This window comes from Bacillus sp. Au-Bac7, from assembly GCF_021341655.1.
In the GTDB taxonomy this organism is placed as follows: domain Bacteria; phylum Bacillota; class Bacilli; order Bacillales; family Cytobacillaceae; genus Niallia.
This window is the reverse complement of sequence record NZ_JAJTTG010000004.1, coordinates 1-25,554: the sequence shown is the minus strand read 5'-3', so window position 1 is coordinate 25,554 and position 25,554 is coordinate 1. Positions and strand designations below refer to the sequence as shown.

The window sequence follows — 25,554 nt, the reverse complement described above, 5'->3', positions numbered from 1 at the left end:
GTTCATCAGCCTTTTTGGATCGGCGCAAATTTCGCCAATAGTCTCTTTATGCCTACCGGACTTGGGAATGCAATATCAAGCTCCTTGGAGTCTCCGTCTCCCTTAACGCTTACTACCGTACCGGTTCCCCATTTACCGTGAACCGCCTTATCTCCGACATTCCAGCCAATATCCTCTCCACCTGTTGTCCTTGCCGCAGGGCGTATAACTGCTTTTCTTGCTGCAGGTGCTGCCGGTCTGGCACTGAATCTCGATTCGCTCTTTCTTTCTGGAACTCCTTCTAATAAATCTTCTGGTATTTCCTTAATGAAACGGGAAGGAGGATTCATATTCGTACGACCAAACAATGTTCTCATTTGAGCGTTTGTTATGAACAGCTGCTGTTCTGCCCTTGTAATCCCAACATAGGCAAGTCTTCTTTCCTCCTCCATTTCCACTTCCTCCATAAGGGAACGGGAATGCGGGAAAACCCCTTCTTCCAGACCAATCAAGAATACTACTGGAAACTCCAGTCCTTTTGCCGAGTGGAGCGTCATTAGTACAACAGCATCTGCCTGATTGCCGTCATCATCAAGCTTATCGATGTCTGCAACAAGAGCTAAATCTGTCAGGAAGGCAATTAAAGACTTGTCTTCATTTGTGTCCTCAAAGTTTTTCGTAACAGACATGAACTCCTCGATATTCTCAATTCTGCTTTGGGATTCAATCGATTTCTCTGCTTTTAGCGCCTCTAGATAACCAGACTTTTCAATCACTTCCTCCACCAGCTCCGTTACAGACAAGTACTCCTGCATTTCACTGTACTTACGGATGAAGTTGTGGAATTCTGCTACTGATTTTGTGATTTTTGGGCTTAATCCAATTAGCTCAACTGATTCAATCGCATCATACATAGACATATCATGCATTGCTGCAAAATTAGCGATTTTATCGATAGAGCTTGAACCAATCCCTCGTTTCGGCACATTTATGACCCTTTGCAAGCTAATATCATCATCGGGATTTGCAATCAGTCTTAAATAAGCAAGTGTATCTTTAATTTCTTTTCTATCGTAGAACTTTATTCCCCCGACAATGGAATATTCAATATTTGATTTTAGAAGCATTTCTTCCATTACACGAGATTGAGCATTTGTACGGTAAAGAATCGCAATATCAGCCAGTTTTTTTGAGGTTTCTCTTCTGATTTCTTGGATCTTACCAATTACAAATTGTGCTTCCCCTTGCTCACTGTCTGCACGATAGTAATGAATTTTATTTCCATCTTCATTTTCCGTCCACAGATTTTTATCTTTTCTGCCTGTGTTGTTTTCAATAACTTTGTTGGCAGCTTGAAGAATCTTCTTCGTAGAACGGTAGTTTTGCTCAAGCATGACCACCGTTGCGTTCGGGTAATCCTTCTCGAATGAAAGGATGTTGGCAATATCCGCCCCGCGCCAACGATAAATAGACTGGTCAGAATCACCTACAACACAAAGATTGCGGAATCTGCTTGCAAGCAGTTTTACAAGCATATACTGAGATCTATTCGTATCTTGATACTCGTCTACATGAATATACTGGAACTTGCGTTGATAAAATTCAAGAACTTCCGGTACACGCTGGAACAAGTGGATTGTCTGCATAATCAAGTCATCGAAATCCAAAGCGTGGTTCTTTCTTAAACGTCTTTGGTATTCGGTATATACATCACTGGCAATCTGAGCGAAATAATCCCCTGCTGTTTTTGCATATTCCTCTGGTGTAATCAGTTCGTTTTTAGCAGAGCTGATACTTGCCAATATCGCCCGAGGATCATGTTTCTTCGGATCGATGTTTCTTTCCTTTAAAATTTGCTTTACTACAGACTGTTGGTCTGTCGTATCCAAAATCGTAAAGTTTCTGTTATAGCCGATTCTGTCGATATCCTTCCTCAGGATGCGGACACACATGGAGTGGAATGTGGAAATCCAGATATCCTCGCTCGCGCCGCCAAGCACTCCTGCAATCCTATGTCTCATTTCCTTTGCTGCTTTATTCGTAAATGTTATCGCTAAGATGTTGTATGGATTAACCCCTTTTTCAACCATCAAATAAGCGATTCTTTGTGTAAGCACTCTTGTCTTTCCACTTCCTGCTCCTGCCATTATAAGAAGCGGGCCTTCTGTTGCCTTAACAGCCTTTTGCTGTTCAGGATTTAAACCATTTAATATTTTATCTGTTAAAAATTGCATTATCTCACCGCCATAAGAACATATATTCTATAATACCTTTTTCCGTTTTTGTAATCAATGCAGATTCTTTATTTTCACGGTGCTTAAAGCAGCCGCTATATCATCATAAATAATATTTCCAACAACCACTACATCTGCCTCGAGCGCCATTTTCTGCGCGTCATCCAGTGATCTTATTCCTCCGCCGTAAAAAAGGACAGTATCGGTCAGATTTCTTTTCGCTGCCTTGACAACCTCCACGTCTCCGTAAGAACCGCTGTACTCAAGATAAAAAATAGGCAGGTGCAACATTTTCTCTGCCATCATTGCATATGCAGCAACATCAAGGGCATCGAGGTCGGTATTCGCATCTGTTGCTTTAGCTGCTTTGCAATCACTGTTTAAGATGCAATAGCCTTGGACAAGTATCTCTTCCCAATTCATAATCTCACCATATTCCTTTACTGCTTCATGATGCAGACCTGTCACCCATTTTGTATCCTTGCTGTTTAAGACAGTTGGTATGAAGTAAAGATCAAAACCGGGAGTAATAGCATCGATTGTTGATATTTCTAGTATGCAAGGAACTGTATATCTTCTGACTCGGGACATGATGCTCAGCACATTTTCAAGCGTAACCCCATCTGTCCCGCCAATGATAATCGCATCTGTTCCTGATTCAGCTATTTTCTCTAAATGTTCATCTGAAATTTCTTTATTCGGATCTAATTTAAAAACGTGACGCCACTCACGGACATTGTACATGCAAAAATCCTCCATTCTAACTTCCATTACATCATTATAGCATTTGTGTATGTTACAAAAAAGAAATGAAAGGCGGGAATTATGCATGTAAATATTTGCAGGATATTTCGTTATGAATAACAATAAGTTTCACGTAGTTCTGCTTTATAATAGGACGATTTTGTAAGAGACAATGTTTCAGCAAGCTCAGCTTTTTTAACTAAACAAAAAAGCAGGCAATCATTGCCTGCTCAGGAAAATATCTTATTCACTTTCTTCTTCCGAAGTCTTGTCTCCTTGAATTCTGTCCAATGCCATAACATAGGCGTCATTGCCGTAGTTCAAGCATCTTTTCACACGGGAGATTGTAGCTGTGCTAGCACCAGTTTCTTTTTCAATGCTATGATAGGTATTTCCTTCTCGCAACATTCTTGCAACCTCAAGACGCTGTGAAAGTGATTGAATTTCATTAACTGTGCATAAATCATCGAAAAATTGATAGCATTCTTCTAAATTCTCTAATGAAAGGATGGATTTAAATAGCTGATCCAGCTCTTTCCCTCTTAGTTTATCAATTTGCATTTCATGACCTCCATCGGTTACGTATATTAGTTTATTGTGTCTCTAATGAAACGGCTGCGTCTAATCCAGGATCAGAAGGTATGATATTTATCCATGTCTTTCCGGGAACAAGTCCTATTTGCCGGTCACCGTCAAACGGAAGAAGCCGGCCATCTATGTTTTTCCATTCAACCTTATTCCACTTGCCTTTTTGAAGCAAGTAGCCATCTCCACCAGATTGCAAATCTATATCTCGTCTGCCTTTGCTGTCGGCTGTGTGATGTTCTGCTTCCAAAATGAACACATTGCTTACGGCAACAGGCATGCCGGATTCGTAATCCACGGTTTTTTCGCCGTTTGAATACCTGATATACTTTTCAGTGTCTTTATCATAATAGAATAAAGAATTGTACTGTGGGTTCGAACCATAATATATGGATATTTTATTCGCTGCTTCCCCTTGTATTTGGTTTACCTCTTGTTCTTTTAAAAAGGTGAGCGGTCTAGGTGATACATCCATATCATAATTATTTTGTTGCGCCCCTTTTAATATATTGCTATAGCTGATATACGAATTATGAGGCGCTTGCCTTTGAGCGGAACGCTGAAACAATGTTCCGTCATACTGCATACCGTTAAGATTATCAATAAAGCCCTCTGTCAACAGCCTCTTTGCTTCCGGACTATAGCCATGCGCAATATAAAGGCCATCATAACCTTTAGCAAGTTCAATATAGTAGTCCCTTGCGCTTCTGACAGGCCCAATCAGCTTTGGAGCCTTGCTCTGATAGATGGCAAGAAACCTTGTTATCTCTCCTTCAGCCAGAACCTCATATACAATATCAGCATCAGTTAAACCAGTCTGCGGCCTTGCTTTCGGATGATTATTCACCATAACGCTGACTGCTCGCTCACTGCTTTTCACATCTGCAGACAGGCCTGTCAGAGGAAATGTATACCCTAAATCCTCCACACTGCCTTCGTCCTTGCCAGCATCACCGCCCTGATGATTTTCATCATGTGTGCCTACACTTTCCGGTTCTTTGCTGCATGCTGTCAATAAAAGAAAAACTGCCGCCAAAAACAATACTATGCTCTTTTTCATAAATCCTCCTAATAGCGCGTTTTTTTTAAACCTGCTAGGAAGAATGGGCGGAAAAACGCTGAAGGCAAACAGTGGTTCTCTGTAAAAATAGGCTAAAAAGGCTGCACTTACTAAGAATACGTACCAGATTGATTTGCTGTTACACGGGCTACAATCAATATTTTATTGCTATATTGTTGCCTTTTTATACATATATCAGAATATTCTCATTTATAAAAGGATCTCTTTTATATTTTAACGCATTATTGACGGAAAGAGTACATTTTTATTCATGACATCATATAAACCTCTCTGGGTAATTCTTATATACGGTAGATGGGTAGCAGAAAAGAAAACAAGCGTATATATTGGATCGTCAAAAGGAAAGCCAGCATCCTTAATATATTGTAATAACTTTTTTTCTGTCTTAATCAATTCATTAACAGACATATCAGCCATTACACCTTTTAAAGGCAGCGGCAGCTCTAAAGCCAATTGGCCGTCCTTGTATATGACAATTCCTCCGCCTATCTCTTTCATCCTATTGAAAGCCTTTATCATGTCTTTCTGATTTTTTCCTAAGAGGATAATATCTCCATCGCCTGTATAAGAGCTTGCCAAACCGCCTATTTCCTTCGAGAATCCTTTAAGAAGTGTGTTTATTCTCCAATTTCCGTTTCTTCCTAACAGCATAAAGAAACACTCATCATGATTTTGGGAAAGCGCCTCACCAGATACATCAATGGAAATGGAGTATGGTTTTGTGATAACAGAGTTTTCAAGCTTTATTCCGAATGGCATGGAGAATTGCATATCGTCATAAGTCAATTCCCAGTCAAGCTTTAATGGCTCAAAACCAAATTCCACCCAATCAATGGAAGGGTACGCTTCTGTCACTATCTCACCTGCCCGCTTTACCCAGACTCCTTTTGCCAAAACGGAGTGAGGTGTTGGATCAGCGATGTCCTTTAGGAAATTTATATTAGCGACTCTGCCAGTCGCAATATTTCCGTGCAGGTGCTCAATATTGTAGTATCTTGCAATATTTATGGTTGCCATATTATAGGCATCCACAGAAGGAATTCCTTGTTCCATTGCTATGCGGATAAGCTGGTCAATATGCCCGCTTTCATAAAAATAGGACGGAGACCCATCTGTTGTCAGCATGCATTTATCAAACTGGCTGATTCCAAGCTCCTTCATTTCTTTGACAAGCTTTGGCAAATCAGGGCGTATAGATGAGTATCTGAGACTGACCATATAACCTTGCATCAGCCGGTCAAGCACTTCCTTGCCTGTCATTGCCTCATGATCACTGTCAACTCCAAGCAGCATCAGCTTTGCTAATGTTTTTTCCGATGCTCCGGGAAAATGTCCCTCTACTTGCTTTCGCATCCGTTTCGTCTCTTGAATCCAATGGAGCATCATATCATCACCATCCAACAGTTGCGGCCAACCGCTAAGCTCCCCACCTTGAATGACAGCATCATGCTCAAGCCAGCTTTTAACATTGCTGTGGGAGAATACTTTTTCCTCTTCTGCAAGCTCTGTCTGAGAATCATACCGGCACCACCAAAACATTGACGTTGGAAGGTTCCGCATCTGACTCATAAAAGAAAACGCTTTCTTTTTTTCTAACTGCAAAGCCAATAGAAGGTTATCATTTATGAGCGTTGTTGTTCCAAATTGAGATGTATATTGAGCAAGTGTAAGGGGATTATATATTTGAAAAGGATGGGAATGCGGTTCTATATAGCCCGGCACTAAATATTGACCATCACAATCAATAATTTCACTGCCGCGGACATTTCCAGGCATCTCTTGCCCGACATAAATGATTCTATCTTGGTATATCCAAATGTTTGCACAAATCCATTTTCGCAAAATCTGATTAAGATATTTTGCGTTTTGCAATATGATGGATGGCGCAATTTCGCCATTTAGGACGGAAACATGTTTTCTTAACAATTTGTTCTTCCAACGGTAACGTTGCTCTAACATTGTTTTCTCCCCTTTGTATTTGCAGCTTTTGTTTTTATTTTAAAAAAATGGAAATGTTTATCATTAAAATCATTTTATCACAGAAAGATTTTTCTAATATTACTATTACGTTAAATTTTCTAAGGAGGCTGTTTTTATTATGAACCCTAAGCAAAATATCAGCTTGATAAATGCAATGATTCGCATCACACTTGGCTTTACCTTTTTAGCCTGGAGCACAGCTAAGCTCGCAAAAAGACCTAATCAGCAATCCTATTTATGGATAGCTATGCTTGCTGGAATGAAAATCGCAGAAGGAATTGTGCGTTATTGTCCGATTGTTGCTCTATTTGACAACAGTAAGGGACATACACCTAAAAAAGACAATGAGCACACTGCCCACAAGGAAAATAAGGAAAAACCTAAGGATAGTGAAAAAGCTTCTCCTGCGGACATTCAAAACATCATGAGCGAATTTAATCCTGCAACCATCTTTTCACCTGAGGATATGAAAAAATAAACCACTAATGCCTGCAGCCTTGCTAGCCTGCAGGCTTCTTATTGTATTCGTAAATAATATGCAAAAGACTCATTATCCATACCTCTTACTTTTATTTCTCTTTGTAATTTTTCACCAAAGTATTGTTTATTGTTGTGTATGATTGGGAATCCAAATAGAGAAGCATGGAAAAAGAGTAAACGGAAATAAAACAAAAAGGAGAGATTGCATTGTCTAATCTAAACAATCCATTAGAACAATACTTTACAGGAGACTTCCCTAAGCAATATCAGGACCCGCCAGGACTGCAGCAAAAAATGGAGCCAGTGCCTGACTGCGGAGAAAAAAGCTACAAAGGAAATGGCAGATTGACAAACCGCAAAGCTCTTGTAACCGGAGGAGATTCTGGTATCGGCCGTGCAGCTGCTATTGCTTATGCTCGAGAAGGCGCAGATGTCGCAATCAATTATCTGCCAGAAGAACAGCCCGATGCAGAAGAAGTAAAGGAACTGATTGAAGCGGAAGGACGAAAAGCTGTTCTTATCCCTGGTGATTTAAGTGATGAGGCTTTTTGTGGTGAATTAGTTAAAAAAGCATATGATGAGCTCGGCGGTCTTGATGTGCTGGCGTTAGTAGCAGGCAAGCAGCAAGCAGTTGAAGATATTGCTGATTTGACGACAGAACAGCTTCGAAGCACATTTGAAATTAATGTATTTTCATTGTTCTGGGTTGTAAAAGCAGCGTTGCCACTTCTGCCAAAAGGGGCTTCCATTATTACGACTACTTCTGTTCAAGGCTATAATCCAAGCCCGAACCTGCTTGATTACGCTTCTACTAAATTTGCGATTACCGGATTTACACGCGGGTTGGCTAAACAAGTTGCCTCAAAAGGCATTCGTGTAAATACGGTGGCACCAGGTCCAATTTGGACAGCATTGCAGGTTACTGGAGGACAGCCTAGTGACAAAATTCCACAATTTGGTCAAAATACACCGTTGCAGCGAAGCGGACAGCCTGTTGAATTGTCTTCCGTATATGTGTTCCTTGCATCTGAGGAATCAAGCTACGTAACAGCACAAGTATATGGAATTACAGGCGGTATTGAACTAGCCTAACAAAAAAAGATCCCAACTGGGATCTTTTTTCATATTATTTAATTGCTTTAAAGCCGATGTCTTTTCTGTAGAAAACTCCATCGCTTTCCAGCTTTTCTAACTCTTTATATACCTTGTCTTGGGCAGCCTTAATTGTTTTGCTCTTAGCAGCAACAAGCAATACTCTGCCGCCGTCCACTGTAAAGTTACCGTCTTCGTCCAAACTTGTGCCAGCGTGGAAAATAGATACATCCTCCATCGTGTTTAAACCTTTGATGACAGCACCTTTTCCATAGCTTTCTGGATATCCTTTCGCTGCAACGACAACACCAAGCATATCCTCATCGTGCCACTCTATAACAGGAGTCTCTCCTTCAAGGATAGCAAGCAGCACTTCAACTAAATCAGATTTCATCCTAGGCAAAACAACCTGTGTTTCTGGATCGCCGAGGCGAGCATTAAATTCAATCACTTTTGGGCCTTCTTCTGTAGCAATAAGACCGGCATATAAGATTCCCGTAAACGATCTGTCTTCTGTAATCATTGCCTGTGCAGTCGGCTTAACGATTGTTTCAATGGCAGTCTGCACGATTTTCTCATCGATATGAGGAACAGGAGAATAAGCTCCCATGCCGCCAGTATTCGGTCCTTGATCACCATCATATGCTCTTTTATGGTCTTGAGCAATCTCTAATGGAATGACTGTGTCCCCATTGACGAAGGACATTAAGGAAAACTCCTCACCAGCCAGGAATTCTTCAATAACAACAGTCGCAGATGCATCACCGAATTTCGCACCGACAAGCATTTCTTCAATGCTTGCCAAAGCTTCTTCCAATGTCATTGCAACTGTTACACCCTTGCCTGCTGCAAGGCCGTCTGCCTTAATAACAATCGGCGCCCCATGCTCTAATATATATGCTTTAGCTTGCTCATAATCAGAAAATGTTTCATACTTTCCTGTCGGGATCTCATATTTCTTCATTAAATCCTTCGCAAAGGATTTACTTCCTTCAATTTCTGCTGCTTTTTGCCTTGGTCCGAAAACCTTCAGCCCAGCAGCCTCCAATTTATCAACAACACCTAACAGCAAAGGAACTTCAGGTCCTACTACCGTCAGGTCCACTTTATTATCTAGAGCAAATTCAACAAGCTTATCTACTTCTGTCTCTTCAATTGAAACGCGTTCGGCAACATCTGTCATTCCTACATTGCCTGGTGCTACAAAGATAGTTTCAACTAATTTGCTTTCTTTAATTTTTGTGCAAATCGTATGCTCTCTTCCACCACGGCCGATTACGAGTACCTTCATCATTTCCATCCTCCATCAAAGCTTTTAGTGTTTAAAGTGCCTTACTCCTGTCAATACCATGGCAATTCCATACTCGTTTGCTTTCTTGATGGAATCTTCATCTCTGATACTGCCGCCTGTTTGAATGATTGCAGTGACTCCAGCTTTTGCTGCTGCTTCGACTGTATCATCCATTGGGAAGAACGCATCGGAAGCCAATACTGCTCCAACTGCCTTTTCTCCAGCCTGTTCCAAGGCAATCTTTGCTGAACCAACACGGTTCATTTGACCTGCACCTACTCCTAAAGTCATTTCCTGATTATTAACGACAATCGCATTCGATTTCACATGCTTAACAACCTTCCAGCCAAACTTCAGTGCTTCCCATTCTTCATCTGTCGGCTTTTTGTCAGTTGGGATAGTGATTGTTGCATCATCCAATGTAAAATGGTCGAAATCTTGAACAAGCAAGCCGCCTTCAATTGTCGTAAATTTCATTTCCTTCTTGTTGCCTGCAGAGAATGGAATAGTTAACAGACGAATGTTTTTCTTCCCTTTAAGAATCTCTAAAGCCTCTTCTGAATAAGATGGCGCAATGACGATTTCTAAAAAGATTTCATGCAGCTTCTGAGCTGTTGCAGCGTCAACCTCTCTGTTCAATGCGACAATTCCTCCGAAAATAGAAACAGGATCTGCCTCAAATGCTCTTGTGTACGCAGTGAAAATATCCTCGCCTGTTCCAACTCCGCATGGGTTGCTATGCTTAATTGCAACAGCTGCTGGTTCTGTGAATTCTTTGACGATTTGAATTGCAGCATCTGCATCATTGATATTATTGTAAGAAAGCTCCTTGCCATGCAGCTGTGTTGCATTCGCAATAGAAAATGCAGAACCTAAAGGCTTACGGTAAAACGCTGCATTTTGATGCGGGTTTTCTCCATATCTTAAAGATTGCTTCAGTTCATATGTGACAGTCAATGATTCAGGGTTTTCTTCACCTGAAAGATCGCTCATGTATTGAGAAATCATGGAATCGTAAGCAGCAGTGTGACGGAACACTTTAGCAGCAAGCTTTCTTCTTGTTTCAAACTTCACTTCTCCATCTTGCTTTAGTTCATCGACAACCGTTGTATAATCACTTGGGTCCACTACAACTGTTACATATTGATGGTTTTTTGCAGAAGCGCGAAGCATTGTTGGACCGCCGATATCAATATTTTCAATGGCATCCTCCACTGTTACGTCTTCCTTCGCAATTGTTGCTTGGAAAGGATAAAGATTCACACAAACTAGCTGGATTGGCTGAATTTTATGCTCCTCAAGCTGTGCTTGGTGTCCAGGTTCGTCAAATTTCGCCAAAAGACCGCCATGAATATACGGATTTAAAGTTTTTACCCTGCCTTCCAGGATTTCCGGAAATCCAGTTACGTCACTGACACTAAGTACTGGGATGCCGCTCTCTTGAATGGCCTTTTTTGTTCCACCTGTAGAAATCAGCTCGAATCCTAATTCATGAAGCTCTTTTGCAAAGCTTGTAATTCCTGTTTTATCTGAAACACTTATTAATGCACGCTTTTTCATTTCCTTTATTTCCCCCTGTTTCATATAGTAGTCTATTGCTGCAATTACTCAATTGGAAAGGACTAATGATTGAACTACCTTCGGATACAGTCCATGCTCGATGCTTTGGATTTTCGCTTGAAGGCTTTCATTCGTTTCTCCTTCTATGATACCGACGGCCTCTTGAGCAATTATCGGTCCTGTATCCATTCCTTCATCCACATAGTGAACCGTTACCCCTGTTTCCTTTGCACCTGCTGCAAGCGCTTGGCCGACAGCATCTTTGCCAGGAAAATTAGGAAGCAAGGACGGGTGGATATTTATTATCTTACCAGGGAATTCCTGAAGCAGTGTATCTCCAATCAAACGCATATAACCTGCAAGGATAATCCACTCTATCTCGTAATCTTTTAGTTTCCGAAGTATATCTTGTTCATATTCCGCCTTTGAAGGATAATCTTTGGCTGTGAATGTAAACACATCAACATTGTGGTTCGCAGCTCTTTCTACAACATACGCCTTAGGTTTGTCACAGACTAGTAATTTAATAGACGCCTGCAGCTCATTTTTTTCTGCAGCATCTACAAGTGCTTGGAAATTGGAGCCGCTGCCTGACGCAAAAACAGCAATATTTTTCATGTCTGTTCCTCCGTTATTGTTTCAGAATGATGTTGATTTCCCCATCATCTGTTACCTTGCCGATTGTATATGCCTTTTCGCCGATTGCCTGAAAATGCTTTAGAACATCTTGCTCCGCATCGCTGTCCACAGCAAGAACCATTCCTGTGCCCATGTTAAAAATATTATACATTTCCTCGCGCTGTAAATCTCCTATTTTTTCCATCACCTTAAAAACAGGAGGCACTTCCCAATTAGTTTCTTCAAGTTCGATCCCTAATCCTTCTGGAAGCATGCGAGGAATATTTTCAATGAAACCTCCGCCTGTTATATGGGATAATCCCTTAATCTCGAACTTTTGAAGAGCAGACAGAACTGATTTTACATAGATTTTCGTCGGCTTGATTAATTCTTCTCCAAGCGTACAGCCTAATTCGTCTACATAATCAGATAAAGACATATTAGCTTTTTCAAAGAAAAGCTTGCGGACAAGAGAATAGCCATTGCTGTGAATTCCGCTTGAAGCCAAACCAATCAGAACATCTCCAGCCTTAATATCCTCCCCTGTAATGACACGTTCTTTCTCACAAGCACCAACAGCAAATCCAGCAAGGTCATATTCCTCTTCGCTGTACATCCCTGGCATTTCAGCAGTTTCCCCGCCGACTAATGCGCAGCCAGCTTGTTCACAGCCATCTGCAATCCCTTTTACAATAGCTTCAATCTTTGCAGGCTCTGCTTTGCCGCACGCAATATAATCAAGGAAGTAAATAGGTTCTGCTCCTTGTACGACAATATCATTTACACACATTGCCACAGCATCTACGCCGATTGTATCATGCTTATCAAGCATAAATGCAAGCATCAGCTTTGTACCTACCCCATCTGTTCCAGAAACCAGCACTGGATTTTTCAGGTTTAATACTGACAGATCGAACATGCCTCCGAAACCGCCAAGACCTCCCATTACACCAGGTCTGATTGTTTTATTTACATGCTTCTTCATTCTCGAAACTGCTTCATAGCCTGCCTCGATATTAACTCCTGCTTGTTTGTAGCTTTCAGCCATACGTATCCTCCTACTATTCAAAGACATCTCTTATGTGCATTTCAATGGAAAAGCGACACACCCATATGCCGCTTTTCACTTCTGTTTACTTTTACACCTTTTCATATGATTGCAGTGCAGAAGGATAGATTTCTGTCGGATATTTGCCTGTAAAGCAAGCTAAGCAGGAACCTCTATTCTCCCCTTCTTCATTTCTGCCGATCGCTTCTACCATTCCTTCTGTGCTCAAGAAAATGAGAGAGTCAGCACCAATGATTTCCCGAAGCTCATCAACCGAGTATCTCGATGCAATCAGCTCTTCTTTTGTAGATGTATCGATTCCGTAAAAACACGGGTTTTTAATAGGTGGTGAACTGATTAATACATGCACTTCTGTTGCACCAGCCTCACGAAGCATGGACACGATTCTTCTGCTTGTTGTTCCTCTAACGATAGAATCGTCCACCATGATGACACGTTTGCCTTCAACGACACCACGGACTGCTGAAAGCTTCATTTTCACCCCTTGTTCACGCAATGATTGGGATGGCTGAATGAAGGTGCGTCCTACATATCGGTTCTTAATTAAGCCTAACTCGTAAGGTATGCCTGTTTCCTCTGCATAGCCAATTGCTGCAGAAATACTTGAGTCAGGAACGCCTGTTACGACATCTGCTTCAATTGGCGCTTCAAAAGCCAGTCTTTTCCCTAAGTTTTTTCTGGCAGTATGAACATTGATACCATTGATATTGCTGTCTGGTCTTGAGAAATACACATACTCCATCGTACACATTGCAATATTGGAAGCCACTGAGAACATCTCAGAACGGAAACCATTATCGTCAATAATCAAAAGCTCTCCCGGCAGGACATCGCGGATAAATTCTGCACCGACAACATCAAATGCACATGTTTCTGAGGCAACAACATAAGCATCACCCAGTTTTCCTAAAGAAAGTGGTCTCATACCATTTGGATCTAGTGCAACCATCAGCTCTGTCTCTGTCAAGATTAAGAAAGCATATGCCCCTTTAATCATTGTCAAAGCATTTTTCACTCTTTCATTAAAGGCAGAAAAACCGCCTCTTCTAATTAAGTGAGCAAGTACCTCTGTATCAGAGCTAGTCTGAAAGATGCTGCCTTGCGCTTCCAATTGGCTTTTGAGCGCATTAGCATTAACAAGATTTCCATTATGAGCAAGTGCCATGCTTCCGCTTTGGAAATGAAACAGAAGGGGCTGGACATTTTCATAGCCCCCACCTCCTGCTGTTGCATAACGAACATGACCGATTGCAGCTTTTCCTGTCAATTCCTTCATGGCATCCTGTGTGAAGACCTCTGCAACAAGTCCTTCCCCTTTAATGCCTTTTAGCTGTTTCCCGTCTGTTGTAACAATTCCTGTACCTTCTTGTCCCCTGTGCTGCAGGCTGTGAAGCCCGTAATAAGCAAGCTGCGCAGCATCGTTATGGCCCCAAACACCAAAGACTCCGCATTCTTCATTTAACCCTCTTATTTCAGCAAGCATGGAATAGCTCCTCTCCAGGCGGCTTCTAACACTTCCACCTGTTCCTTAATTAGGATATTTTCCCCTTGGCTAACAGCAAGAATATTGTCGTCTGTTACTTTTCCAATCAATGTTGCAGGAACTAGCTTTTCGAATTCTTCTTTGTTACCTGGTTTAACAGAAAGCAAGAAACGTGATTGAGATTCACTGAATAGAGCAGAAACAGGGTTGCCTTCCAAATCAAGCTTCGCACCCAAACCGTTCGGTCCAAACAAGCTTTCTGCAGCTGCAACTGCTAAGCCGCCTTCAGCTAGATCATGAGCAGATTCAACAACACCTGCTCTGATAGCAGCAAGCACTGCAGCTTGATGGCTCTTTTCTACTTCTAAGTCTAATTCAGGTGATTTTCCTGAAATGGAGCCTTCAAGCATCTTTTGAAGTTCGCTTCCTCCGAATTCATCCTTCGTTTCACCAAGAAGATAAATAAGATCTCCGCTTGCTTTAAAGCTTTGTGTTGTTATATCATTTGTATCTTTAATCAGACCAACCATTCCGATTACTGGTGTCGGATAGATTGCTGTTCCGTTTGTTTCATTGTATAGGGACACGTTACCGCCAATAACCGGTGCATTAAGTGCTAAGCATGCTTCACTTATACCGTCAGCAGCTTTTTCAATCTGCCAGAATATTTCTGGCTTTTCAGGGTTACCAAAGTTTAAGTTGTCTGTAATTGCCAATGGCTCTGCCCCTGAGCAGACGATATTGCGAGCAGCCTCTGCAACAGCAATTTTCCCGCCTGTTTCTGGATCTAGGTAAAGATAACGCGCATTACAGTCAGTCGTCATCGCTAACGCTTTTTTCGTTCCGCGAATACGGACAACAGCAGCATCTGATCCTGGTGCAACTACTGTACTTGTGCGAACCATATAGTCATATTGGTTATAAACCCATTCCTTTGAAGCGATTGTCGGCTGTTTAAGAAGATTAGCAAGTGCTTCTCCATAATTATCAACTGCAGGGATTGTGTTCTCCATTGCTTGGAAATCACGGAAATATTGCGGTTCTGCAGAAGGTTTTTGGTAAACAGGAGCATCCTCAGCCAAAGCATCAGCTGGTACGTTCGCAACTACTTCCCCTTTATGAAGAAGTCGCAGCATTTTATCATCTGTAACAACACCGATAGCAACTGCTTCCAAATCATATTTATCGAATAGATCCTTAATCTCTTGCTCTCTGCCTTTTTTAACAACAATCAGCATACGTTCTTGAGATTCTGACAGCATCATTTCATAAGCTGTCATGCCCACTTCACGCTGCGGCACTAAATCAAGATTCATTTCAATTCCAGATCCAGCTTTGCTTGCCATCTCTGCACTTGAGCTCGCAAGTCCTGCTGCACCCATATCCTGAATACCGACTAGAGCATCTGATTTGATCAGTTCCAAGCATGCCTCAAGTAAAAGTTTCTCCATGAACGGGTCGCCAACTTGAACTGCCGGACGCTTTTCATCTGAATTCTCTGTCAGCTCTTCTGATGCGAATGTTGCCCCATGAATACCATCACGGCCTGTCTTTGCTCCTACGTACATTACCGTGTTGCCAACTCCATGTGCCTGGCCTTTTTTAATGTCTTCATGGTTAATTAAACCAACACACATCGCATTTACAAGCGGGTTGCCTGCATAGGATGAATCAAAGGCAATTTCTCCCCCCACTGTCGGAATACCGATACAGTTTCCGTAACCTGCAATCCCTGCAACAACTTCTTCAAAAAGATACTTTGTACGAGCATTATCCAATTCGCCAAAACGAAGAGAGTTCAGAATAGCAATCGGTCTTGCTCCCATGGAGAAAACGTCGCGGATAATGCCGCCCACTCCAGTTGCAGCTCCTTGATACGGCTCGATTGCAGACGGATGGTTATGGCTTTCAATTTTGAAGGCCACTGCTTGCCCATCCCCAATATCCACAATCCCTGCACCTTCACCAGGACCTTGAAGCACTTGCGGACCAGATGTCGGGAATTTTCTTAACACTGGTTTAGAGTTTTTGTAGCTGCAATGCTCAGACCACATAACTGAAAACAGTCCAATTTCTGTGTAGTTAGGCTTGCGGCCAAGAATCTTTTCGACCATAGCGAATTCTTCGTCCGTAACACCCATTTGTTTGTAAATTTCCTCTGACTTAATTTGTTCTGGACTTGGCTCAAGCATTAACGACATTTGCTTCCCTCCACTGTTTAACGATTGATTGGAAAATCTTTAGGCCATCCGCTCCGCCTAACAGCTCATCAACTGCTCTTTCTGGATGCGGCATCATGCCAAGGACATTTCCTTTTTCATTAGTGATTCCTGCAATATTTTCTAGGCTTCCATTTGGATTTTCGCCATTATATGTGAATACAATTTGCTTGTTTTCTTGTAATCTAGCTAACGTTTTTTCATCACAATAGTAGTTTCCTTCTCCATGGGCGATAGGAACAGTGATGACTTCCTGCTCTTTATATGCATTGGAGAACATTGTGCTGTTGTTTTCGACCTTCAGTTCAACAGGACGGCAGATGAACTTAAGCTGATCGTTCCGTCTCATTGCTCCTGGCAAAAGTCCAGCCTCCAGTAAAATTTGGAATCCATTGCAGACACCCAATACTGGTTTGCCCGCTTCGGCTGCTTTTACAACTTCCTTCATGACATTGCTGAATCTTGCAATGGCGCCGGTGCGAAGATAGTCACCGTATGAGAATCCGCCAGGCAGTAAAATTCCGTCATAACCTTCCAAGCTATCTGCGTCATGCCATACGTATTCTGCTTCTTCTCCCAATTCATCCGTTATTGCGTGCAACATATCGACATCACAATTGGACCCTGGAAATACGACTACCGCGAATTTCACTGTGCAACAACCTCCTCAACCTCATATGTGTAATCTTCAATTACAGTGTTGGCCAACAATTTTTCACACATTTCCTTTACAAGCTCATCTACATTTCTATCCGATTTTTCTAGAGTAAGCTCTAAATACTTCCCGATGCGTACATCATTTACTTCTTGATAGTTAAGGGAATGAAGAGACCCTTTCACTGCATTTCCTTGTGGATCTAAAACACTCTCTCTTAATGTGATATATACTTTAACTTTAAACATGCTGTTTTCCCCCTAATCTAGCTAGAATATTCTCATATGCTTCTGTCAAATTTCCTAAATCGCGACGAAATACATCCTTATCTAATTTCGCGTTTGTTTTTATATCCCATAAACGGCATGTATCAGGAGAAACCTCATCAGCTAGCATTATTTCTCCATTGCTGTCCTTGCCGAACTCAAGCTTAAAATCGATAAGACGGATGCCTAACTCTGCAAAGAAAGCACTTAATGCTTTATTCACTTCAAGAGCGTTTTTTTTCAATATTGCAACTTCTTTTTCTGTCGCAAGCTTTAGCTCTTCTATATGATCCTCCGTCATAATCGGATCTCCTAGCGAGTCATCTTTATAATAAAATTCAACAAGAGGCTTTGATAATGGCTGCCCCTCTTCTATTCCTAATCTTTTTGAAAAGCTCCCAGCAGCTAAATTCCTAACAACAACTTCTAATGGAATGATGGAAACCTTCTTCACTAGCTGTTCTGTTTCTGACAGTTTTTCGATAAAGTGGGATTCTATGCCCATGTCTTTTAGCTTTAAAAATAGCAAGCTCGTAATCTCGTTATTTAAACGGCCCTTACCTGTGATATCTGCCTTCTTTTCACCGTTAAATGCTGTTGCAGAATCTTTATATTCAAGCCAGACGATATTTTCATCAGACGTTCCATAAACTCTTTTTGCCTTTCCTTCGTACAATAAAGCTCTCTTTTCCATTTGAAGAGTCTCCTTATCAAAAAAATTAGGGATAAAACGAATGTAAGATTAACTTGCTAAATTAGGGTATTCGGCATAAAAGCGCCCCATGGTGCTTTTATGCCAAATTTATTAAAGTCCCAATCTGTTAAAGATAGTATCAACATGCTTGATATGGAAATGGTAATCAAAGCAATCATCAACTTCTTCTTTAGTCAGCTTAGATGAGATAGTTGGGTCATTGTCTACTAGTTCACGGAAAGGAACTTGCTTTTCCCAAGATTCCATTGCTCTCGGCTGAACTGTATCGTAAGCCTCTTCTCTTGTAAGTCCTTTATCGATCAAGGCTAATAGTACTCGTTGCGAATAGATCAATCCTAATGTGCGATCCATATTGCGTTTCATGTTCTCTGGGAATACAGTTAAGTTCTTAACAATATTGCTGAATCTGTTTAACATATAGTTGATAGCAATTGTTGCATCTGGAATGATAATTCGTTCAGCTGAAGAATGAGAGATATCTCTTTCATGCCATAGCGGAACATTTTCATAAGCAGTCATCATATAGCCGCGGATAACACGAGCAAGACCTGCCATATTTTCTGAACCAATCGGATTACGCTTATGCGGCATTGCTGAAGAACCTTTTTGCCCTTTAGCAAAGAATTCTTCCACTTCTCTAGTTTCACTCTTTTGCAGTCCGCGGATTTCAACAGCAAACTTTTCGATTGATGTTGCAATGAGAGCGATTGTCCCCATATAGTCTGCATGACGGTCACGCTGTAATGTTTGTGTGGAAATCGGTGCTGGTTGCAAACCTAACTGCTCACATACGTATTGCTCCACAAATGGATCGATATTGGCATATGTTCCAACTGCTCCTGAAATCTTTCCAAACTCTACACCTGCTGCTGCAGCTTTAAAGCGTTCTAGATTGCGCTTCATTTCCTCATGCCATAATGCCAGCTTCAACCCAAATGTTGTCGGTTCTGCATGGACACCATGTGTACGGCCCATCATGACTGTGTATTTATGTTCAATTGCTTTATTTTTCAAGACTTCAATAAAGTTCTCCAAGTCCTTTAAAATAATTTCATTTGCTTGTCTGATTAAGTAAGATAATGCTGTATCCACTACGTCAGTTGATGTTAATCCGTAATGAACCCATTTGCGCTCTTCTCCCAATGTTTCGGAAACAGCTCTTGTGAACGCAACAACATCATGACGTGTATCCTGCTCAATTTCTTGAATTCGTGCAATGTCAAAGGACGCGTTTTCGCGGATTTTCTTAACATCCTCTTCAGGTATTTCACCTAGCTTCACCCATGCTTCACATGCAAGGATTTCAACCTCCAGCCATGCTTGAAAACGATTTTGCTCAGTCCAAATATTTCCCATTTCTGGTCTCGTATAACGATCAATCATATCTTATCCTCCGATTTTTTCTGTTTGCAGGCTCCAAATACTGGACCTGTCTATTTCATCAAGGGCAATTTCAACAGACGAACGCAGCAACGTCGCATGTCCCATCTTGCGCTTTTCCTTTGGTTCTAGCTTTCCGTAAAGGTGGACTTTCCAGTCTTGCAGTTCTGGAAGTACGTTGATAATAGGAGCTTGATGTTCACCTAATATATTAACCATTACTGCTGGTCTCAATAACTTCGTGCTTCCCAGCGGCATTCCACAAACTGCTCGAATATGCTGCTCAAATTGTGATGTTTCACATGCCTCTATCGTATAGTGTCCTGAGTTATGCGGTCTTGGCGCCAATTCATTGATATATACATCGTCACCCTTGCTTAAGAACATTTCCACTGCCAATGTGCCGACTAGCTGCAGGTGTTCAGCGATAATTCCTGCCTTTTGAATCGCAGCCTCTTTTGCATGGTCGCTTATTCTGGCAGGCACAATTGATTGGTGAAGTATATTGTTAATATGGATGTTTTCACTCACTGGAAAGACAGTTGATTCTCCATTAGTGCCTCTTGTCACAATAACAGAGATTTCTTTTTCAAAAGGAATCCATTTTTCCAGAACACATATGCCTTGCGTCAGCAGCTTCTCTGCTTCCTGTACTTCAGCGCTTGAAGTGATTACAAATTGACCTTTACCGTCATAACCGCCTCTTGCTGTTTTCAAAACAGCCGGAATACCTATCGTTTCCAGTGCCTTTTTTAAGTCTGCAGGCTCCTCGATTACCTCGAATGGAGCAACCTTAACGCCGGCTTTTTGAATGGCTAATTTTTCGCTAATTCGGTCCTGCGTTATTTCCAGGACGGAAGATCCCTGCGGTACATATGCATGTGTTTGCAGCCATTCCAATCCTTCTGCATCAATATTCTCAAATTCATATGTGATAACATCACTCACCTGCGCCAGCTGTTTAATGCCTTCCATACTGTTATATGCAGCCACAATCTTATAATCAGCCACTTGACCGCATGGTGAGTCCTCTGTTGGATCCAACACAGCAATTCGATACCCTTGCGCTTTTGCAGCCAATGCCATCATTCTGCCTAATTGCCCACCACCAATTATACCAATAGTTTGACCTGGAAGAATCACTGAGTTAGACAAGTTCATCACTACTTTCTATAACCTCGGTTTTGGTTTTCTCTCTCATAGAGGAAATTCTTTCAGCTAATTCTGGTTCAAAGGCAGCTATTATTTGGGCAGCCAGCAAGCCTGCATTAGTCGCACCAGCCTTACCAATTGCCACTGTAGCAACAGGAACACCGCCTGGCATCTGCACAATTGATAACAGAGAGTCAAGCCCGTTAAGCGCTCTTGATTGGACCGGAACTCCAATCACAGGCAATGTCGTTTTTGCTGCAACCATCCCTGGTAAGTGAGCGGCACCGCCAGCACCTGCAATAATAGCACGCAGTCCCCGGCTTCTAGCACTCTCGGCATATTCAAACATTAAATCAGGGGTGCGATGTGCAGATACAACCTTCTTTTCATAACTCACTTCCAGCATATCCAAGATGTCACAAGCATGCTTCATTGTCTCCCAATCTGATTTGCTTCCCATAATAACGCCAATTTGAGCAGTCATATTTCTCCTCCTGAATTATTACATATAAAAAGCCCTGCCCAGATGTTTCTACTACATAGAGAGAAAGCATCCGTCCAGAGCTCAAATAACCTGAAAAGACTGGAAAAATACCAATCCCTTCTGCTGGCGTTCTATTGCTTTCCCTCATAGTCCGGCAGTTCTCGGCAGCCAGGTAGAAACTTATGGGCCATATTCCCATTATATATGAGGGCTATTAAAATTTAGTTTGTCATTTATATTATTTATTAACACAATACCATATTAACAAGCATTTTCACCCGTTGTCAACATAAAAATCGAACAATTATACTAATATCATATTTATTGTTCGTGATTTACCCTTCCAGCTTAACCGCCTCAAACACTATTTGGCTGGCTACAGGTTCATAAGATTTCTGTCCATTAACTACATTTTCTTTAAAAATCGGTTTTTCTAATCTTTTTACAGGAGTGTAGCCTTCACTCTTTATCCGATCTAAACACTGATCAATCGTTTCATTTTCTTGTACTTCAAACTTCATCTTTTTGCCCATTAAATAACTTTCCTTTCTTTACGCTCTTTACCCAAAAGCCGCCATAGATTGTCTTTGGCTCATATGCAATAATAAACGCCTTTGGGTCTAAGTTCTTTATTGTATCATAGAGGCGCAGCTCATATTTTCTCGGCGACAGTATTTGCAGAGCCATTCTGTCTCCTTCTAAGCCATGTGCAGCCCAGCTCGTAACTCCATAACCCTTTTCCCGTAAGGCCTTAGGTAAATCTCTATCATATTCTTTCGTAATAACATTAACTGTTATGTATCCTAACGCAAGCTTCTCTTCTATTTTCATGCCTACGATAACACCAATTCCATAACCTACAGCATAAGCCACTAGATTTTGAATCTGATCAAGATTATCTAATACCAGCCCGAGGCCGATGACATAAATAACTACTTCTATCATGCTGAGAAAAGCCGCCAAATATCTTTGCCCTTTTAAAGTCAATATCATCCTGATTGTAAAAAATGACACATATACAATATTAATGACTAATATGATTACGACCATTGTAACACTGTTTTCCAGCATTAATCCATCACCCTTTTTTCAGCATTTAATTGTGCGTTTCTTTTTATAATTACCTTAATTTTTAATTGTAAACAAATCTCTTCCTATTTATATGTATGAGTATTTAAAATAGAAAAGGCTTAAAAGGAAAATCTCCTTTTAAGCCTTTTTCATATTATTTATTATTATTACTTCATTCCAGAAACATTGAAGCCTTGCAAAATATACTTCTGAAAAACTAAAAATACGATAATAATGGGAATAATCATGAAGGTTGAACCAGCCATTTGTAAGGCATAATTGCTTGCATATTGCCCTTTTAACAGCTGTAGCCCGACAGATAGTGTATAATATTTTTCATCATTGGCGACAATTAACGGCCATAAGAACGAATTCCAGGCTCCAATGAAAGTCAGTATGCCTTGTACTGCTAGAACAGGGCGCGAAACAGGAAGAACTATACTCCAAAAGATTTTCCATTCACTAGCACCGTCCAGCCTTGCAGCTTCAAACATTTCATTTGATATTGTAGACATAAACTGCCGAAACAGAAATATGCCAAATGCACCTACTAAGCCAGGAAGGACTATTCCCGCCATTGTATTCGTTAATCCCATCGCATTCAAGATTAAATACACCGGAATCATCGTGACTTGTCCAGGAATCATCATCGTTGCAAGCACTAAATAGAAAAGAAAGTTTTTTCCTTTAAATTTGTATTTAGCAAAACCGTAGCCTGCCATTGCATTAAGAAAAAGTCCTCCAAATGAACAAAGAACGATAATCATTGTGTTCTTAAAATAAACAAAGAAGTTAAAAGCAGAGAATAGTTCTTTAAAGTTATCCATAGTGGGATCTTGCGGTAAAATCGTTGGTGGAAACTGCATGATTTCTGTGTCTGTTTTTAATGAGGATAACAACATCCAAATGAAAGGAAGCACCATAAGCATACCGCCTGCAGTAAGGATGATGGCAACAACCCATTTGCTAGCTTTTGTCTTTTTATGTGCTGTATTCATTTTATCCCTCCTCTATTTAATCCTCCGTTTTAACTTTTTGCATACGGAATTGAATCAAGGTGACAATTATTATCGCTATAAATAATAGGAAAGATCCTGCTGCTGCATAGCCGAATTTACTAAATTGAAAGCCATTGCGATAGATAAATAAAGATACAGAAGTAGTACTGTCCAGAGGTCCTCCATTCGTCATAATAAACGGTTCCTCAAAAAATTGGAGCCAGCCTATCATCGTCGTGACTGTCACAAAGAAGATTGCAAATTTCAGCATAGGCACAGTAATTTTAATCAGCTGCTGCCGTTTGTTAGCTCCATCTAAAGAAGCAGCTTCATAATACTCTTTTGGAATGCCTTGAAGAGCAGCCAAAAATATGATCATATTTGTTCCAATTGCACGCCAAAGGGCTAAAATTATTAGTGAAATTTTAGCAACAACTGGATGCTGAAGCCACGGAACTGGGGGGATATCTGCCAATGATAATAAATAATTAAGAAAACCAAAGCTGGGGTTATATAAGTAGCTCCATACAACAGCTACGGCAACAACATTTGTAATGGATGGAGTATAAAAAATCAGCCGAAAAAATTGAAAGACTCTACTCTCGCCAAAGTTGATTAATACAGCTATTCCTAAGGAACATATAATCACCAGCGGAACACCAATAATGACATAAAATAACGTATTACCAATAGATTTTAAAAAGAGAGGATCTGTCATAATATCTATATAATTATCAATACCAACAAAGTTAATTTGTGACCAATCTGCCAAGCCTATTAAGCTAATATCTGTAAAACTGATTACAAAAGCTACGACAATAGGTATTAAAGAAAACATCATTAATAAAATTAAGGCAGGGGAAATGAATAAATAAGGCGCCCTTTTATTAACAAAATTCCGCATAACTAGCACTCCCTTTTGTAAATGAAGGAGGGTATGTTAAACTGCTGCTAATAAATGCTTGCTGAGTAAACTTCCCGTTTAAGCTACCCTCACTCATCTATTACTTATTTAACAATTCCTCTGTCTCTCTATTAAAGGCTTCCATTTCCTTCTCAACATTATTTCCACCTAAATAGATTTGTTCAAAATGCTTTAAGTAATTTTGGGCGATTTCCTCAAACTCAGGTATTAAAGGCATCGAGCGGGAAGCCTCCATTTGTTGACCGAAAACTTCATATAATGGATCTTTTGCTAATCTATCATCCTCCCAGGCTGATTTCACTGTTGGCATAGCATTAGTCAGTCCCAGCCATTTCAGCTGATTTTCCTTTTTCATCATGAAATCAATAAACTGAGCTGCTTCATCCTTTTTACTGGAGTGTTCAAAAATGGTCAGATTCGAACCGCCCAAACTAGACAGATTATTATCCGCGCCAGTTGGAAGAACCGCGGTTGCCCATTTCCCCTCAATACCTTCAACTGTATCGTTCACTGCCTTGACCATCCATGGCCCACTTATAAACATCGGAACAATGGCATCACCTGAAAATGTTTGGGAGACATCCATACCTAAATCCTGCTTTGGAGCATAACCCTTTTGAATAAAATCATTTAAATAAGAAACTGCGTCTTTAAACGCTTGTTCATTAAACTGTGGTTTCCCTTCAGACAACAAAGCAGATCCATTCTGTCTTGCAAACATAAATGCCAAGGTTTGTTCCTTTGCATCTACATTAAGTCCGTACATGTTTTCACCGCGTTCAGATAACTTTTTAGCAGCATTCTTAAGCTCTTCCCAAGTCTGTGGTGCTTTTTTATATCCAACGGATTCAAGAATATCCGTACGGTAGAAAAGGACACGGGTTTCCGCAGCCCAAGGAATACCATAATATTTATTATCGAAAAGAGTTGTTTCAACAGAACCTTCAAAGAAGTTGTCTGGTTTTAAATTCGGATATTTATCCAAGTATTCCCCCATATCAGCAAGAGCTCCCGCTGCCTGAAACTCAGGCATCCATGTTGTGCCCATTTGCAGTACATCCGGTCCTTTTTTAGAGGCGACTGCCGTTAACAGCTTATCATGAGCACTCGCCCACGGAATCGACTGTATTTTAACCTCAATCCCAGTTTCCTTCGTAAATTCCTCTGCCATTTTTGGAAGCTGCTTTACCTCATCTCCCATACCCCAGACTGTTAATACATCAGAATCACTTGAACTGCTTTTCTGTGAACAACCTGCCATTAAACCAAGTGCCAGTAAAGCTGTAATGCCGAAAATAAACCACTTCTTTTTCAAGCCCATCATTGATTCCTCCTAATCTGATTTATCGAAACGTTTCGATAAGGAAATGATAAACTAGTTTCTAATATCTTGCAAGCGTTTTCTTTAAACAAATTACAAAGGAACCGATACTTGAAAGAAACAAAATAAAAAAAGAGACAGCAGTCAAAATGACTGCTGTCTCTTTTTTAAG

At 40.8% G+C, this 25,554-nt stretch carries 24 protein-coding genes and 1 riboswitch; of the genes, 2 read left to right on the top strand and 22 right to left on the bottom strand.

Annotation, left to right across the window (positions count from 1 at the left end):
* Positions 1-5: 5 nt before the first annotated feature.
* The 5 genes from pcrA to LXM54_RS15760 all read right to left on the bottom strand — a co-directional run bounded on the left by pcrA (position 6) and on the right by LXM54_RS15760 (position 6,582).
* Entirely contained in the window at positions 6-2,213 is a 2,208-nt protein-coding gene (gene pcrA, locus LXM54_RS15780; RefSeq protein WP_233316198.1) for a DNA helicase PcrA, read from the bottom strand.
* Positions 2,214-2,267: 54 nt separating this feature from the next.
* On the bottom strand, positions 2,268-2,957 hold the full coding sequence (locus tag LXM54_RS15775) for a heptaprenylglyceryl phosphate synthase (RefSeq protein ID WP_233316197.1): 690 nt from the start codon (positions 2,955-2,957) through the stop codon (positions 2,268-2,270).
* A 243-nt stretch (positions 2,958-3,200) separates the two neighbouring features.
* Positions 3,201-3,518, bottom strand: a complete 318-nt coding sequence (locus LXM54_RS15770; RefSeq protein ID WP_233316196.1) for a YerC/YecD family TrpR-related protein — start codon at positions 3,516-3,518, stop codon at positions 3,201-3,203.
* A 31-nt stretch (positions 3,519-3,549) separates the two neighbouring features.
* Positions 3,550-4,602 carry a DUF3048 domain-containing protein gene (locus LXM54_RS15765; protein ID WP_233316195.1) on the bottom strand — a complete coding sequence of 351 codons (1,053 nt, stop codon included), beginning with the start codon at positions 4,600-4,602 and terminating at the stop codon, positions 3,550-3,552.
* 234 nt (positions 4,603-4,836) lie between these two features.
* Positions 4,837-6,582: an adenine deaminase C-terminal domain-containing protein gene (locus LXM54_RS15760; RefSeq protein ID WP_233316194.1), complete on the bottom strand. Its 1,746-nt coding sequence runs from the start codon at positions 6,580-6,582 to the stop codon at positions 4,837-4,839.
* A 139-nt stretch (positions 6,583-6,721) separates the two neighbouring features.
* On the opposite strand from LXM54_RS15760, the gene LXM54_RS15755 reads away from it, so the two are divergent.
* On the top strand, positions 6,722-7,081 hold the full coding sequence (locus LXM54_RS15755; RefSeq protein ID WP_233316192.1) for a YgaP-like transmembrane domain: 360 nt from the start codon (positions 6,722-6,724) through the stop codon (positions 7,079-7,081).
* Positions 7,082-7,284: 203 nt separating this feature from the next.
* On the top strand, positions 7,285-8,175 hold the full coding sequence (locus tag LXM54_RS15750; RefSeq protein WP_233316401.1) for an SDR family oxidoreductase: 891 nt from the start codon (positions 7,285-7,287) through the stop codon (positions 8,173-8,175).
* 34 nt (positions 8,176-8,209) lie between these two features.
* Here LXM54_RS15750 and purD read toward each other — a convergent pair whose 3' ends face one another.
* From purD to LXM54_RS15665, 17 genes are all read right to left on the bottom strand, one after another.
* Entirely contained in the window at positions 8,210-9,466 is a 1,257-nt protein-coding gene (purD, locus tag LXM54_RS15745; protein ID WP_233316400.1) for a phosphoribosylamine--glycine ligase, read from the bottom strand.
* 24 nt (positions 9,467-9,490) lie between these two features.
* Positions 9,491-11,026 (bottom strand): bifunctional phosphoribosylaminoimidazolecarboxamide formyltransferase/IMP cyclohydrolase, encoded by a 1,536-nt coding sequence (gene purH / locus LXM54_RS15740; RefSeq protein ID WP_233316191.1) that lies wholly within the window; start codon positions 11,024-11,026, stop codon positions 9,491-9,493.
* A gap of 48 nt (positions 11,027-11,074) precedes the next feature.
* Positions 11,075-11,644 (bottom strand): phosphoribosylglycinamide formyltransferase, encoded by a 570-nt coding sequence (gene purN, locus LXM54_RS15735; protein ID WP_233316189.1) that lies wholly within the window; start codon positions 11,642-11,644, stop codon positions 11,075-11,077.
* A gap of 13 nt (positions 11,645-11,657) precedes the next feature.
* A complete protein-coding gene (gene purM / locus LXM54_RS15730) occupies positions 11,658-12,692 on the bottom strand; it encodes a phosphoribosylformylglycinamidine cyclo-ligase (RefSeq protein WP_233316188.1) in 1,035 nt (344 codons plus the stop codon).
* A 91-nt stretch (positions 12,693-12,783) separates the two neighbouring features.
* Positions 12,784-14,196, bottom strand: coding sequence for an amidophosphoribosyltransferase (purF, locus tag LXM54_RS15725; protein ID WP_233316187.1), 1,413 nt, complete (start codon positions 14,194-14,196; stop codon positions 12,784-12,786).
* Positions 14,181-16,397, bottom strand: coding sequence for a phosphoribosylformylglycinamidine synthase subunit PurL (gene purL / locus LXM54_RS15720; protein WP_233316185.1), 2,217 nt, complete (start codon positions 16,395-16,397; stop codon positions 14,181-14,183). The genes purF and purL overlap by 16 nt, the downstream gene beginning before the upstream one ends.
* On the bottom strand, positions 16,381-17,067 hold the full coding sequence (purQ, locus tag LXM54_RS15715) for a phosphoribosylformylglycinamidine synthase subunit PurQ (RefSeq protein ID WP_233316183.1): 687 nt from the start codon (positions 17,065-17,067) through the stop codon (positions 16,381-16,383). Before purQ ends, purL begins: the two co-directional genes overlap by 17 nt.
* Positions 17,064-17,318 carry a phosphoribosylformylglycinamidine synthase subunit PurS gene (gene purS, locus LXM54_RS15710; protein WP_144456273.1) on the bottom strand — a complete coding sequence of 85 codons (255 nt, stop codon included), beginning with the start codon at positions 17,316-17,318 and terminating at the stop codon, positions 17,064-17,066. Before purS ends, purQ begins: the two co-directional genes overlap by 4 nt.
* Positions 17,311-18,030, bottom strand: a complete 720-nt coding sequence (gene purC / locus LXM54_RS15705; protein ID WP_233316181.1) for a phosphoribosylaminoimidazolesuccinocarboxamide synthase — start codon at positions 18,028-18,030, stop codon at positions 17,311-17,313. The genes purS and purC overlap by 8 nt, the downstream gene beginning before the upstream one ends.
* Positions 18,031-18,141: 111 nt before the next feature.
* Entirely contained in the window at positions 18,142-19,434 is a 1,293-nt protein-coding gene (purB, locus tag LXM54_RS15700) for an adenylosuccinate lyase (protein ID WP_233316179.1), read from the bottom strand.
* Positions 19,435-19,437: 3 nt separating this feature from the next.
* Positions 19,438-20,592, bottom strand: a complete 1,155-nt coding sequence (purK, locus tag LXM54_RS15695; protein ID WP_233316399.1) for a 5-(carboxyamino)imidazole ribonucleotide synthase — start codon at positions 20,590-20,592, stop codon at positions 19,438-19,440.
* On the bottom strand, positions 20,579-21,067 hold the full coding sequence (gene purE / locus LXM54_RS15690; RefSeq protein WP_233316177.1) for a 5-(carboxyamino)imidazole ribonucleotide mutase: 489 nt from the start codon (positions 21,065-21,067) through the stop codon (positions 20,579-20,581). Before purE ends, purK begins: the two co-directional genes overlap by 14 nt.
* Before the next feature lie 127 nt (positions 21,068-21,194).
* Positions 21,195-21,295, bottom strand: a riboswitch (purine riboswitch).
* Positions 21,296-21,402: 107 nt separating this feature from the next.
* A complete protein-coding gene (locus LXM54_RS15685; protein ID WP_233316176.1) occupies positions 21,403-21,600 on the bottom strand; it encodes an NETI motif-containing protein in 198 nt (65 codons plus the stop codon).
* Positions 21,578-22,138 carry a DUF2179 domain-containing protein gene (locus LXM54_RS15680; RefSeq protein ID WP_233316175.1) on the bottom strand — a complete coding sequence of 187 codons (561 nt, stop codon included), beginning with the start codon at positions 22,136-22,138 and terminating at the stop codon, positions 21,578-21,580. The genes LXM54_RS15685 and LXM54_RS15680 overlap by 23 nt, the downstream gene beginning before the upstream one ends.
* A gap of 167 nt (positions 22,139-22,305) precedes the next feature.
* Positions 22,306-23,136, bottom strand: a complete 831-nt coding sequence (locus LXM54_RS15675; RefSeq protein WP_233316173.1) for a carbohydrate ABC transporter permease — start codon at positions 23,134-23,136, stop codon at positions 22,306-22,308.
* Between the two features lie 16 nt (positions 23,137-23,152).
* Positions 23,153-24,040: a carbohydrate ABC transporter permease gene (locus LXM54_RS15670; RefSeq protein ID WP_233316171.1), complete on the bottom strand. Its 888-nt coding sequence runs from the start codon at positions 24,038-24,040 to the stop codon at positions 23,153-23,155.
* Between the two features lie 100 nt (positions 24,041-24,140).
* Entirely contained in the window at positions 24,141-25,376 is a 1,236-nt protein-coding gene (locus tag LXM54_RS15665; RefSeq protein ID WP_233316398.1) for a sugar ABC transporter substrate-binding protein, read from the bottom strand.
* Between the last annotated feature and the right edge of the window lie 178 nt (positions 25,377-25,554).

What these genes read in the sequence shown, in the direction of transcription:
- pcrA (WP_233316198.1), bottom strand. Translation starts at nt 2,213, where the DNA reads ATGCAATTTTTAACAGATAAAATATTAAATGGTTTAAATCCTGAACAG.
- LXM54_RS15775 (WP_233316197.1), bottom strand. Translation starts at nt 2,957, where the DNA reads ATGTACAATGTCCGTGAGTGGCGTCACGTTTTTAAATTAGATCCGAAT.
- LXM54_RS15770 (WP_233316196.1), bottom strand. Translation starts at nt 3,518, where the DNA reads ATGCAAATTGATAAACTAAGAGGGAAAGAGCTGGATCAGCTATTTAAA.
- LXM54_RS15765 (WP_233316195.1), bottom strand. Translation starts at nt 4,602, where the DNA reads ATGAAAAAGAGCATAGTATTGTTTTTGGCGGCAGTTTTTCTTTTATTG.
- LXM54_RS15760 (WP_233316194.1), bottom strand. Translation starts at nt 6,582, where the DNA reads ATGTTAGAGCAACGTTACCGTTGGAAGAACAAATTGTTAAGAAAACAT.
- LXM54_RS15755 (WP_233316192.1), top strand. Translation starts at nt 6,722, where the DNA reads ATGAACCCTAAGCAAAATATCAGCTTGATAAATGCAATGATTCGCATC.
- purD (WP_233316400.1), bottom strand. Translation starts at nt 9,466, where the DNA reads ATGAAGGTACTCGTAATCGGCCGTGGTGGAAGAGAGCATACGATTTGC.
- purH (WP_233316191.1), bottom strand. Translation starts at nt 11,026, where the DNA reads ATGAAAAAGCGTGCATTAATAAGTGTTTCAGATAAAACAGGAATTACA.
- purN (WP_233316189.1), bottom strand. Translation starts at nt 11,644, where the DNA reads ATGAAAAATATTGCTGTTTTTGCGTCAGGCAGCGGCTCCAATTTCCAA.
- purM (WP_233316188.1), bottom strand. Translation starts at nt 12,692, where the DNA reads ATGGCTGAAAGCTACAAACAAGCAGGAGTTAATATCGAGGCAGGCTAT.
- purF (WP_233316187.1), bottom strand. Translation starts at nt 14,196, where the DNA reads ATGCTTGCTGAAATAAGAGGGTTAAATGAAGAATGCGGAGTCTTTGGT.
- purL (WP_233316185.1), bottom strand. Translation starts at nt 16,397, where the DNA reads ATGTCGTTAATGCTTGAGCCAAGTCCAGAACAAATTAAGTCAGAGGAA.
- purS (WP_144456273.1), bottom strand. Translation starts at nt 17,318, where the DNA reads ATGTTTAAAGTTAAAGTATATATCACATTAAGAGAGAGTGTTTTAGAT.
- purC (WP_233316181.1), bottom strand. Translation starts at nt 18,030, where the DNA reads ATGGAAAAGAGAGCTTTATTGTACGAAGGAAAGGCAAAAAGAGTTTAT.
- purB (WP_233316179.1), bottom strand. Translation starts at nt 19,434, where the DNA reads ATGATTGATCGTTATACGAGACCAGAAATGGGAAATATTTGGACTGAG.
- purK (WP_233316399.1), bottom strand. Translation starts at nt 20,592, where the DNA reads ATGAACTTGTCTAACTCAGTGATTCTTCCAGGTCAAACTATTGGTATA.
- purE (WP_233316177.1), bottom strand. Translation starts at nt 21,067, where the DNA reads ATGACTGCTCAAATTGGCGTTATTATGGGAAGCAAATCAGATTGGGAG.
- LXM54_RS15685 (WP_233316176.1), bottom strand. Translation starts at nt 21,600, where the DNA reads ATGGGCAAAAAGATGAAGTTTGAAGTACAAGAAAATGAAACGATTGAT.
- LXM54_RS15680 (WP_233316175.1), bottom strand. Translation starts at nt 22,138, where the DNA reads ATGCTGGAAAACAGTGTTACAATGGTCGTAATCATATTAGTCATTAAT.
- LXM54_RS15675 (WP_233316173.1), bottom strand. Translation starts at nt 23,136, where the DNA reads ATGAATACAGCACATAAAAAGACAAAAGCTAGCAAATGGGTTGTTGCC.
- LXM54_RS15670 (WP_233316171.1), bottom strand. Translation starts at nt 24,040, where the DNA reads ATGCGGAATTTTGTTAATAAAAGGGCGCCTTATTTATTCATTTCCCCT.